We start from the raw sequence: 11,614 nt of genomic DNA on the forward strand, positions 1-11,614 counted from the left end.
AAGGCGGGGTAAAGATCGGCGGAAAATTTAGGCGCTTCAGCGACTTTAGGCCGGTATCGCCGTGTCCTGATCATTGTCCGCGCGCACCTCCATGGCCTCGCCGATCGCGGCGAACAGGGCGGCGCTGGTGATCGGCTTTTGCAGGTGGACGTCGGCCCCGGCCTCGCGGCTGGCCTGGACATGTTCGGGCCGGGCATTGGCCGTCAGCATGATGATCGGCGCGCGCGGCGCCCCGCGCGAGGCTTCCAGGGCGCGGATCCGGCGGACGGCTTCCAGGCCATCCATGACCGGCATCTGCATGTCCATCAGGACGAGGTCGGGCGGCGACAGGCCGTACATCTCGACCGCCTCGAGGCCGTTCTCGACCGTGACGATGTCGGCGACCTCGGCCAGCATCAGTTCGACGACCTTGCGGTTGGTCGGATGGTCGTCGGCGACCAAGACGCGCGGCGCGCCAGACGGGGCTTCGGCGATTTCCTCGACCTGCGGCGCACTCTCGGCGCAGGGCGTCAACGGCAGGGAGAACCAGAACGACGAGCCGACATTGGGCGTGCTGTCGCAATCAAGCGCGCCGCCCATCAGCTCGATCAGCTCGCGCGAGATGGCTAGGCCCAGGCCCGTGCCGCCGAAGCGGCGGGTGAACGAGGCGTCGGCCTGCTGGAAGCGTTCGCAGATCCGGGCCTTGGTGTCTTCGTCGAAGCCGATGCCGGTGTCGGTGACCGTGAAGCGCGTGCGGCCGTCGGCGTCCAGGGTCACGGTCAGGGCGACCTCGCCGCGATCGGTGAACTTGACGGCGTTGCTGAGCAGGTTGGTCAGCACCTGGCGCAGGCGGGCGCTGTCGCCGGTGACGGCCCGGTCGGCGTCGATCTCGACGGCCACGCTCATGCGCACGCCCTTCTCGTCGGCGCGCAGCGCGCACAGCGAGGCGACCGAGCGGGCCATGTCGCCCAGTTCGAACGGCGCGGTCTCGATCAGCATCTGGCCGGCCTCGATGCGGACCAGGTCCAGCACGTCCGACAGCAGGCGCTCAAGGCTGCGGCCCGAGGCCGAGATGATGTCGACCAGCTCGCGAGCGCGCGGGTCCGTGGACATCTTCGACAGCAGGTCCGCGCCGGCGATGATGCCGTTCAGCGGCGTGCGGATCTCGTGGCTCATATTGGCCAGGAAGGCGCTTTTGGCCTGGCTGGCTTGCTCGGCCTGATCAAGCGCCGCGCGCAAGGCGACGGCGGCGGCGCGGCGGGCGGTAATGTCCTCGCCCAGGGTGATCATGTGGCGCGCGCCGATATCGTCGTAGGTCGCCAGGGTCTTGATCATCAGGTGACGGGTCTCGCCGCCGATCTCGATCGGCTCCTCGACCACCTGCATTTCGCCGTTGCGCAGGACGGCGGCTTCGATCGCGTGGGTGCGTTCGGCGCGCTTGGCGGGCAGCACCTCGTCGACGGTCTTGCCGATCGCTTCGTCGGCGACCAGGTCGAGGACGTCCTCGGCGGCGCGGTTGATCAGGACGTAGCGGCGGTCCTCGACGTTCTTGACCGTCAGCGGCAATGGCAGCAGCTGCAGGACGGTGCGCAGGAAGCCTTGGGTTTCCACCTCTTCGGTCACGTCGCGGGCGGTGGCCAGCAGGCGGACGATGCGGCCCTGGGCGTCGCGCATCGGCGCGATGGTGGTGTCGCAATAGACCCGGGCCTTGGACACCCCGCCCAGGAAGGCGCGGAAACGGGCGACCGTGCCGTCGGCGGCCAGATTGAACGAGCGGTCCAGCGAGAAACGGCTTTCCTCGGGCCACAGGGCGCGCCAGTCGGCGGCGACATCCGAGGGCGCTCCGAACAAGGCGAGGGCTTTCTGGTTGGCGTGTTCGACGACGCCGTCGGTCCGCAGGATCCAGGCGCTGTCCTGGTTGGCTTCGAGCAGGCTCAGATAACCGTAGGCGCAGGTCGAGTCTGAAGAGGCTTGGGGCTCGAATTCAGAATCTGGTGGCGACATGAAGTCCCGCGACCTCCGGTCCAGCATAGGCGCACAACGGGCTGAAAAGAGCGTTAAGTGTTGAAGCCGACAGGACAGCTGTTCACACTCGCCGTCTTTCGAATCCGGCAGGACCTCGCATGACCGACATCGACGACCGTATCGCCGCGGCGGCCTTCCGCCGTCTGGTCGAGCACCTGCGCATGCGGACCGACGCCCAGAATGTCGACCTGATGGGCCTGGCCGGGTTCTGCCGCAACTGCCTGGGCGACTGGCTGCACGAGGCCTCGGACGGCGCGCTCAGCAAGGAGGCCGGGCGCGAGGCCGTCTATGGCATGACCCTGGCCGAGTGGAAGGCCAGTCACCAGACGCCGGCGACGCCCGAGCAGCTGGCGCGTATGGAAGAGAGCGTGGCGCTGAACAAGAAACTGCGGGGCGAATGATGAGCGGGCCGAGCCGTCGCGGAATCCTCGGCAGCTCGGCCGCGCTGGCCTTGGCGAGCGGCGCGGCCGGCGCGCCTCGGAAGATATCTCCGCTGGCGCCGACCCCGCCGATGGGTTGGAACAGCTGGAACAGCTTCGCCACCACGATCAACGAGTCCCAGACCCTGGAGCAGGCCGCGATCATGGCTCGCGACCTGCGGCCGGCCGGCTACGACATCCTGACCGTCGATATCCAGTGGTACGAGCCCGGCGCCAGCAGCTACGCGTACGCCAAGACGCCCGTCCCGACGATGGACGAGCACGGCCGCCTGCTGCCGGCTCCCAACCGCTTTCCGTCCAGCGCCGGAGGCCAGGGCTTCAAACCGCTGGCCGACAAGATCCGCGCGCAAGGCCTGCGCTTCGGCGTCCACCTGATGCGCGGCGCCCCGCGCCTGGCGGTCGAGCGGGGACTGAAGGTGGTCGGTGCGAACATCCCGATCGCCGACATCGTCGACAAGCGCAGCGTCTGTTCCTGGAATCCCGACATGTACGGGGTCGACATGAGCAAGCCCGGCGCCCAGGCCTACTACGACAGCGTCTTCGCGCTGCTGGCGTCCTGGGGCGTGGACTTCGTCAAGGTCGACGATCTCTCGCGGCCCTACGACGCCCACGCGGCCGAGATCGAGGCGATCCACCGCGCCATCGGTCGTGCGGGCCGGCCGATGATTCTGTCGATGTCGCCCGGTGAGACGCCGGTGATCCGCGGCGCCCACGCCAAGCAGCACGCCCAGATGTGGCGGATCTCGGACGACTTCTGGGACGACTGGAAGATGCTGGAGGCCCAGTTTACCCGGCTGGAGAACTGGTCGCCCTTCATCGGCGACGGCGGCTGGCCCGACGCCGACATGCTGCCGCTGGGCCGTCTGGCCCTGGGCGAGCGCGACACCAGGTTCACGCCGGACGAACAGCGCACCCTGATGAGCCTGTGGTCGATCGCCCGCTCGCCGTTGATCATGGGCGGGGATCTGCGCCACCTGGACGCCGCGACCAAGGCCCTGCTGACCAATCCCGAGGTCATCGCGGTCAACCAGGCCTCGAGCCAGAACCGCCCGCACTTCGTCGAGGACGGTGTCCGGGTCTGGACCGCCAAGGCGGCGAACGGCGACGACTACCTGGCGCTCTTCAACACCGGCGGGAAACCGCGTGAAGTGAGTGTCGACCTGAAGGCCCTGGGCCTGCCGGCTTCGATCGCGGTGCGTGACCTCTGGAGCCGAAGCGAGGCGGGCCGCGCCTCGGTGCGCTTCGCCGTCGCGCTGCCGCCGCACGGCGCGGGGCTCTACCGCCTGCGCAGATAGGCCTCAGCGATCGCCAGGTTCGGGACCCAGCACAGGAACGAGATGGCGCGGTACCAGGGCAGGAACGGCAGGTCGAGGACCATGACCGTCGGCAGGTAGAGCCGCAGAGTCATCGCCGCCAGGGTCAGGGCCCAGGAACGGATCATCCAGCGGCGATGCTCGGCAAAGCGCCCCTGCAACGCCGCGCGCCAGCCCAGCAGGTTCACCGCGATCCAGAGGATCGCGAGACTTCCAAAACCCAGCGAGGCGATCGGACCGGCCGAGGAGCCGGGCGCCAGAATCAGGCCCGCGGCGCCGCCGACCAGGCAGCCCAGCACATAGGTCCGGCCGATCCAACGGTGGGCGCCGGCTCGGCGCAGTACGGGCAGGAACTGCAACGAGCCCAGCACCAGGGCGGTGACCGCGCCGACGATGTGGACGACCAGCCAGGGGACGCCCAGCGGATTGCCCAGCGCCTCTTTCGGCGTGGTGGGCGGGTGCAGCAGATAGCGCGCGGAATAGGCGGCGACGCCCAGGCAGAGCAGGGCGGCCAGCAGCCAGAAGGCGCGGGCGGGCCAGCGGGGCGGGGTCAGGGCGGCGGTGGTCAAGGCGGGTCCTCGGCGTGATCTCGCCGAACGTCGTTGCGGCGATCGCCCCGGCTCGCTAGGCCTTGCTTCGCGAACGGCGCCAGGGCTGCGCGAACGGGATCGGGGATGGCGGAGAGCACCAGCGCGAGGCGGCAATGGGCGGTCGACCTGGCGGTGCTGGTCGCCATTGGCCTGCTGATGGGCTTCCTCGGACCCTATGGCACCGTGCACATGCCGGCCGTGCCCGGCTACGTCTATTGGATGGCGTGCATGGTCGGCAGCGGCCTGATCGGCATCGTGCTGGATCATTTGCTGGCGGGGCGTCTGACCCACACTTGGCTGCGCGTTGTCCTGGTTACGGCGCTGATGACCCCGCTGTGCGCTTTGCTGGTAATGACCAGCGCGGTGATCATCTTCCACGACCGCTACAGCTGGGCCGGGTTCTGGAGGTTGCTGCCGCAGGTATGGCCGATCGCCCTGGCGGTGATGGCCGTGCGCGCCCTGGTCTGGCGACCCCGGCCCCATCGCGTCGAGACCCGCACCGTCGTCGAACCGCCCCTGCCCGAGGCCGAAGCAGCCTTCCGCAAACGCCTGTCGGCCAAGCGGCGCGGCGCCCGGCTGATCGCCGTCGAAGCTCACGACCATTACCTCAAGGTCCACACCGACGCCGGCGAGGAGCTGATCACCCTGCGCTTCGCCGACGCCCTGGACGAACTGGCCAAGGTCCACGGCTGGCGCGTCCACCGCTCCTGGTGGGTCGCCGCCGAGGCGGTCGAAGGCGTGCGCTGGCGACGCGGGGCAGGGGAGGTGCGCCTCGTCGGCGGTCTGGAGGTTCCGGTCAGCCGGACATATGCGCCGGTGCTGAAAGAGGCGGGCTGGTTCTAGCCGCCGCACGACTCCCGCACGATCAGGTCGGTCGGCAGGGTCTCGGGCCCGTGGTCACCGGTCTGGTCCAGGATGCGGGAGACCAACAGGCGGCCGGCCTTGGAGGTGTCCTGCTTGATGGTGCTGAGGGCGGGGGTCGAGAGGCGGCTCAGCAGCATGTCGTCATAGCCGACCACCGAGACGTCTTCGGGCGCGCGCAGGCCGGCCTTCTGCAGGGCGCGGATGGCGCCCAGGGCGATCAGGTCGGACGAGGCGAAGATGGCGTCGAAGGTCGCGCCTCGGCGTAGCAGGCGGCTGACGGCGGCTTCGGCGGACTCCATCTCGAAGTCGACGGGCAGCACCAGGGACGGCTCGGGCTCAAGGCCACTTTCGCGCAGGGCGTCCAGATAACCTTCGCGGCGCTGGGTGGCCTCGGGGTGGGTCTCGCCGAGAAACACGATCTTCTTGCGGCCCAGGCGGGCCAGGTGGAGCGTGGCGCGGCGGCCCCCCAGGAAGTTGTCCGAGCCGATCGAGCAGTATTTCTGGCCCGGCAGCTGGGCGCCCCAGACCACGAAGCGGGCGTCGGTGGCGGCCAGTTGGTTGAAGGCCTCGTGCAGGTCGCCTTGGCCCAGGAAGATCGTGCCATTGGCCCGGCTGGCGGTGACCGCCAGATAGAGGTCGTCATAGCTGGCCGGGGCCGTGTGACTGACGGTGAAGTCGCAGCCGCGATCGCGAGCGGCCTCGCCGATATTGGCCAAGAGCTCCAGGAAGAACGGGTGCGACAGCGGCAGCGGCCGGCCGTGGGTGCGCGGCAGGACGATGGCGATCGCCCCCTCGGCCCCAATCGGGGCTGCGGGCATGTAGCGGCGGAACGAGTAGCCGCGCTCCTTGGCCAGGGCCCAGATCTTCTGCTTGGTCTTGGTGCTGATCGAGTGGTGGTCGTTCAGCGCCCGCGAGACGGTCGAGACCGAAACTCCGGCTATCGCCGCCAGGTCTTCAAGCGTGATGTTGTTGCTGTTATCGTCGGCCATTGAGCCCTAGCTAACAAAAATAGGGCCGTAAGGCCGGGGGATAAGGAAGCTTTGCCAGGAGAGCCGCAAGACCTTGCGGGCGTGGCCTCGGCCGCGTCGCCGCCGGCCAAGGCCCGCCTGAGCTTCCTTCAGATCTGGAACATGTGCTGTGGCCTGTTCGGCGTGCAGATCGTCTGGGGTCTGCAGAACGTCAACACCAGCCGGATCTTCCAGACCCTGGGCGCGGACGTCAACGAACTGGCCATCCTGTGGATCGCCGCGCCCATCACGGGTCTCCTGGTGCAGCCGGTCATCGGCCATCTGAGCGACCGGACCTGGGGGCGGCTGGGGCGTCGCCGACCCTACCTGCTGTACGGCTCGATCCTGACGGCCATGGCGCTGGTGCTGATGCCCAACGCCCCGACGGTGATCACCGCGAGTCTCGCGCTGTGGCTGCTGACCGCCTCGATCAATGTCGCCATGGAGCCGTTCCGGGCCTTCGTCGCCGACAGCCTGCCCGACGAGCAGCGCACGGCGGGCTTCGCCATGCAGGTGTTCTTCATCGGCGCGGGGGCGGTGTTCGCCTCGGCCTTGCCGTGGCTGCTGTCGCATGGCTTCGGCGTCTCGAGCCAGGCCGCGCCGGGTGTCCTGCCGCCGTCGGTGCACGCGGCCTTTTATGTCGGCGCCGCCGGCCTGATGATCGCGGTGCTGTGGACCGTGTTCACCACCACCGAGACGCCGCCCGAGCGCCTGGCCTCGGGCGCGCCGGCCATTCCCGCCCGCACCCCGTCGCCGGAGACGGTGGTCTGGATGCGGAGCAGCGGTCTGTTGTGGATCGCCGGCGCGGCCGTCGTCGGCCTGTGCGCCTTCCTGGGCCACTGGGGGCGCGAGATCTATGTGCTGGCGATCATGGGGGTGATCTTCGGCGCGGCCCAGCTGGCGACCAGCTGGCAACGCGGTCGAGGCCGCACCTCCGTCGGGCTGCTGGAGGTCGTGGAGGACATCGTTCACATGCCGCAGGTGCTCAAGCGCCTGGCGGTGGTGCAGTTCTTCACCTGGTTCGGGCTGTTCGCCCTGTGGATCTACGCCACGCCCGCCGTGACCGCCCGTCACTACGACACGGTCGACACCGCTTCGGCCGCCTACAATGCCGGAGCCGACTGGGTGGGGGTGCTGTTTGCAGGCTATAACGGCGTGGCCGCACTGGCTGCCCTGGCTTTGCCGCTGCTGGCCCGCCGGGTAGGACGGCCCGCCAGTCACGCCATCTGCCTGGCCCTGGGCGCGGCGGGGTTCGCCGGTTTCGTGCTGATCGACGATCCGGTGCTGCTGTGGATCCCCATCGTCGGCATCGGCCTGGCCTGGGCGTCGATCATGTCGGCCCCCTACGCCATGCTCTCCAGCGCCGTGCCGCCCGGCAAGATGGGCGTCTATATGGGGATCCATAACCTGTTCCTGGTGATCCCCCAGATGGTGGCCGCCACCATCCTGGGCCCGCTGGTCGCGCGCGTGCTGGGCGGCCAGGTGATCCTGGCCCTGGCCCTGGCCGCCGGGGCCTTCGCCATCGCCGCCGTGCTGGCCCTGACCGTGCGCGACCACGCCGAGCGCGGCTGACCTCAGCCCATCCGATTTTGCGAGACGCCCCGTCATGGAGCGTCACTATCAGCTCTACGCAAAAATTGCGCAACAACTTTGCGTAACGCGGGTCGCAAAGTCTTATCTTATAAGGATCTTGCGTGCCATTGCGCCCCTTTTTGCGTAAATTTTCGTAACGCTGCTATTGCAACCGGCGCAAATTGGCGCAAAAACAACGCAACACGAGAGCGCGGCGGTCCACGGCGATCGCCAAGAATTGCGCAAAAATTGCGTAAATCTCTCGCGGGGGAACGAAGGAGGGAACGGCGCTGCGGGCGCGCCTGTCCGGCTGGCGGGCACGAAGCGCGGCCGGATCATCGACATCACAAGATCAACCAACGTCGGCCCGCGCGGTGGGATCGGCGTGAACCGAACACAAAACGACCCGCGGTTCAGGCGCGGGCGCAAAGACCTTAGGGAGCAGAGGGATGAGGAAGTTCGATTTCGGCCCCGGCCGGAAGTCGGTCCTGCGGGGGACTGTTTCGCTGGTGGCCCTGGCGACCATCGGCATGGCCGGCCAGGCCTACGCACAGGCGACCGCCAAGAGCGATCCGGCCGACACCGTCGACGAGGTCGTCGTGGTGGGCGTGCGCAAGTCGCTGGAGACGGCGCAGAACATCAAGAAGAATTCCGACACGGTGGTCGACTCGATCACCGCGACCGACATCGGGGCCTTCCCCGACAAGTCCGTGGCCGAAGCGCTACAGCGCGTGCCCGGCATCACCGTCTCGCGCCTGCAGTCCAGCGACGACAGCTCGCACTTCTCGGCCGAGCCGGCCAGCGTGCTGATCCGCGGCCTGACCCAGGTGCGCACCGAGTTCAACGGCCGTGACAGTTTCTCGGCCGACGCCAATCGCGGCCTGAACTTCAACGACATCTCGCCGGAACTGATGGCCGGCGTCGACAGCTACAAGAACCAGACGGCCGAGATGATCGAGGGTGGCATCGCCGGCACGGTCAATCTGCGCACCCGCCTGCCGTTCGACACCAAGGACCAGGTGATCTCGGTCACCGGCAAGGCCAACTACGGCGACAAGTCCGAGAAGGTCACCTACGAGTACTCCGGCATCATCACCAAGAACTGGGACACCAGCATCGGTCGCGTCGGCGTGATGGCGAACTACGCCAATTCGCACGTCCTGACCCAGACCGAGGGCGTGGTCATGCAGCGCCTGGGCACGTTCTGCTCGGCCGGCTACCAGGACGCCTCGGGCAAGCCGATCGTCAAGTCGGATGGCACGATCGCCTGTACGGCCAACCCGTACGGCGGGTCGAGCTGGGTGTTCATCCCCGACCAGGTCAACTACTCGCAGGTCGTCTACGACCGTAAGCGCCACGGCACGGCGCTGGCCTTCCAGTACGAGAACAACGAAGGCAACGTCCGTTTCACCGCCCAGTACAACGACAGCTACTACAAGAACGCCTGGCTCGAGCGCAGCGTGAACGTGGTGGGCTTTGGTCTGTGGGCCTCGCCGGCCTTCTCGCCGCAGACCACGGCCTTCCTGGCCCCGGCGCAAGGCACGCCGGCCTTCACCTTCGGCGCCGACGGCATGTTGACCTCGGGCACCATCACCCAGCCGACCGGCGACTGGGGCGGCAGCACGGCCGACAACATCGCGCGCGGCTCGGCCGTCGCGGGCCTGCCGTTCGTCAACTACTGCGGCGCGGGCGCGACCTGCGCCACCCAGCGCCAGGGTCTCTATATCGAGAACCAGGCCCGCAACTTCGACCACTCGGAGGGGACCAAGGACTTCTCGATGCATCTCGACTGGGATGTCAGCGAGAACCTGAAGACCAGCTTCGACAGCCAGTACATCAAGGCCGACACCAACAACTACGACATCCTGGTCGCCAACCGCACGATGGCCGACGCCAAGTACGCGGTGAACAAGGACGGCACGCCGCAGATCACCCTGCTGCCGGGCTCGAACGTCAACTACGCGCCGGGCGGCCTGGCCAACCCGCACAACTACTGGATCCCGTTCATCCAGGACCACTACGAGGACAACGACGCCAAGGAACTGGCCCTGCGCGCCGACGCCGAATACAGCTTCGGGGGCGGCGGCTGGCTGAACTCGCTGAAGGTCGGCGTGCGTTATGCCGACCGCAAACAGAACGTCCGCTACTCGACCTACAACTGGTCACCGGTGGCCGCGCCGTGGAACTGCAACGGCCCGGGCTTCAACGTCGACAACACCGCGCCGACCCCGTACCCGGCCGCCTGCGGTCGCACCGACACCTTCAAGGGTTACGGCGCGGGCATCTGGAGCGTCGACAGCCTGGGCGACTTCTACAACGGCAAGGTCTTCCCGAACGGCGACATGGTGTTCCTGAGCAAGGACACGCTGGCCGACCACGACGGGCTGATCAAGGCGCTGTCGGGCAAGACCACCAACTCGCCCATGCAGTGGACCCCGCTGTGCGAGCGCACCACCAACACCGAGGGCTGCTTCATCCCGCCCGAAATGCTGGAGGTGCAGGAGAAGACCAAGGCCGCCTACGTCATGCTGCGCTTCGGCGGCGACGATAAGACGATCTTCGACGGCATCACCGTCCAGGGGAACGTCGGCGTCCGCTTCGTGCGCACCGACGTCCAGAGCTCGGGCGGCGTCGCCTTCCCGGTCAACACCTGGTACACGACCGCGGCCGCGATCCCGTGCGCCACGCCGCTATCGGGCAACAACGTCACCAACATCTCGTGCTGGCTGAAGCCCGACCTGCTGGCCTTCTCGAACGGCGGCTCGGCGCTGAACGACTATGGCCAGAAGCACGACAACTGGCTGCCCAGCTTCAACGTCCGCTTCGGCCTGACCGACAAGCATTTCGTCCGCTTCGCCGCCTCGCGCGCCCTGTCGCGCCCGGACTTCGGCCTGCTGCGCAACTATGTCGGTGTGCAGAGCCCGGCCATCAACACCGGCCCGGACTCGCCGTACATCATCTGGAACGACCCGAACGCCCCGCACACCGCGGCCAACGTCAAAGGCTATAACTTCCAGTTCAACGCGGACTCCGGCTACGCGGCGCTGAAGCCGATCACCGCCGATCAGTTCGACGTGACGTACGAGAACTACTTCACGCCCTCCAGTTCGTTCACGGTGGCGGCGTTCTACAAGAAGCTGAACGGCAGCATCGCCTATGGCGAGTTCCTGCGGGAGTTCACCAACAACGGCGCGACCCAGAACGTGCTGGTGCGCGGTCCGCGCAACGGCAATGGCGGCGGCGAGCTGAAGGGCTTCGAGGTCTCGTACCAGACCTTCTTCGACTTCCTGCCGGGCCTGTGGAGCGGCCTGGGCGTGCAGGCCAACTGGACGCACACCAAGCAGTCGGGGATCAGCAACTCGAACCTGGCCAACCAGCCGGGCTATGCGGCCGGCGGCACCATCGCCTTCGGTGGCGGCCTGCAGGTCAACGGCCAGGTCATGGACAGTCACCGCCTCGCCGGCATCTCGGACAACGCCTACAACATCGTGGGCCTGTACGAGAAAGGTCCGATCGCGATGCGCCTGGCCTACAACTGGCGGTCCAAGTTCCTGACCAACAACCTCGACTGCTGCATCGGCATGCCGATCTACCAGAAGGCCGCCGGCTATCTGGACGGCTCGATCCGCTGGTCGGTCAACGACAAGGTCGAGGTGTCGGTGGAAGCGTCGAACCTGCTCAACACCACCTCGGTGTTCCAGCAGCAGGTGTTCGGCGACAGCGGCCTGACGCCCAACGCCAAGCCGGTCACCAAGGACACCGGCTGGATCCGCAACGACCGCCGTATCCAGTTCGGCGTCCGCGTGAAGTACTAGTCTAGAGGA

General features: G+C 67.6%; 8 protein-coding genes. 5 read left to right on the forward strand and 3 right to left on the reverse strand.

Annotated features, from left to right (window positions below; all coding sequences use genetic code 11):
* Positions 1-45 precede the first annotated feature (45 nt).
* The gene (locus J7528_RS15365; RefSeq protein WP_291876052.1) at positions 46-1,983 is read right to left on the reverse strand and encodes an ATP-binding protein; all 1,938 of its coding nucleotides are present in this window, start codon (positions 1,981-1,983) and stop codon (positions 46-48) included.
* 119 nt (positions 1,984-2,102) lie between these two features.
* Here J7528_RS15365 and J7528_RS15370 point away from each other — a divergent pair, with 119 nt between their 5' ends.
* Positions 2,103-2,405 carry a DUF1244 domain-containing protein gene (locus tag J7528_RS15370; RefSeq protein WP_291876055.1) on the forward strand — a complete coding sequence of 101 codons (303 nt, stop codon included), beginning with the start codon at positions 2,103-2,105 and terminating at the stop codon, positions 2,403-2,405.
* Positions 2,405-3,739, forward strand: a complete 1,335-nt coding sequence (locus J7528_RS15375; RefSeq protein ID WP_291876057.1) for a glycoside hydrolase family 27 protein — start codon at positions 2,405-2,407, stop codon at positions 3,737-3,739. Before J7528_RS15370 ends, J7528_RS15375 begins: the two co-directional genes overlap by 1 nt.
* Here the strand turns inward: J7528_RS15375 and J7528_RS15380 are convergent.
* Positions 3,721-4,326 (reverse strand): DUF2306 domain-containing protein, encoded by a 606-nt coding sequence (locus tag J7528_RS15380; RefSeq protein ID WP_291876058.1) that lies wholly within the window; start codon positions 4,324-4,326, stop codon positions 3,721-3,723. The genes J7528_RS15375 and J7528_RS15380 overlap by 19 nt on opposite strands.
* 105 nt (positions 4,327-4,431) lie before the next feature.
* Between J7528_RS15380 and J7528_RS15385 the strand changes: the two genes are divergently transcribed.
* Complete coding sequence (locus J7528_RS15385) at positions 4,432-5,190, forward strand: LytTR family DNA-binding domain-containing protein (RefSeq protein WP_291876060.1); 759 nt, start codon at positions 4,432-4,434, stop codon at positions 5,188-5,190.
* Here the strand turns inward: J7528_RS15385 and J7528_RS15390 are convergent.
* Positions 5,187-6,200 carry a substrate-binding domain-containing protein gene (locus J7528_RS15390; RefSeq protein ID WP_291876062.1) on the reverse strand — a complete coding sequence of 338 codons (1,014 nt, stop codon included), beginning with the start codon at positions 6,198-6,200 and terminating at the stop codon, positions 5,187-5,189. The genes J7528_RS15385 and J7528_RS15390 overlap by 4 nt on opposite strands.
* A gap of 81 nt (positions 6,201-6,281) precedes the next feature.
* Here J7528_RS15390 and J7528_RS15395 point away from each other — a divergent pair, with 81 nt between their 5' ends.
* Positions 6,282-7,790, forward strand: a complete 1,509-nt coding sequence (locus J7528_RS15395; RefSeq protein WP_363269958.1) for an MFS transporter — start codon at positions 6,282-6,284, stop codon at positions 7,788-7,790.
* Positions 7,791-8,239: 449 nt separating this feature from the next.
* Complete coding sequence (locus tag J7528_RS15400) at positions 8,240-11,605, forward strand: TonB-dependent receptor (protein ID WP_291876064.1); 3,366 nt, start codon at positions 8,240-8,242, stop codon at positions 11,603-11,605.
* The last annotated feature ends 9 nt before the right edge of the window (positions 11,606-11,614 follow it).

The sequence above is a fragment of the Caulobacter sp. genome (assembly GCF_017744445.1).
Taxonomy (GTDB): Bacteria; Pseudomonadota; Alphaproteobacteria; order Caulobacterales; family Caulobacteraceae; genus Caulobacter.

Bases quoted from the DNA above. Each gene is read 5' to 3' on its own strand.
- J7528_RS15365 (WP_291876052.1), bottom strand. From the start codon at position 1,983: ATGTCGCCACCAGATTCTGAATTCGAGCCCCAAGCCTCTTCAGACTCG.
- J7528_RS15370 (WP_291876055.1), top strand. From the start codon at position 2,103: ATGACCGACATCGACGACCGTATCGCCGCGGCGGCCTTCCGCCGTCTG.
- J7528_RS15375 (WP_291876057.1), top strand. From the start codon at position 2,405: ATGAGCGGGCCGAGCCGTCGCGGAATCCTCGGCAGCTCGGCCGCGCTG.
- J7528_RS15385 (WP_291876060.1), top strand. From the start codon at position 4,432: ATGGCGGAGAGCACCAGCGCGAGGCGGCAATGGGCGGTCGACCTGGCG.
- J7528_RS15390 (WP_291876062.1), bottom strand. From the start codon at position 6,200: ATGGCCGACGATAACAGCAACAACATCACGCTTGAAGACCTGGCGGCG.
- J7528_RS15400 (WP_291876064.1), top strand. From the start codon at position 8,240: ATGAGGAAGTTCGATTTCGGCCCCGGCCGGAAGTCGGTCCTGCGGGGG.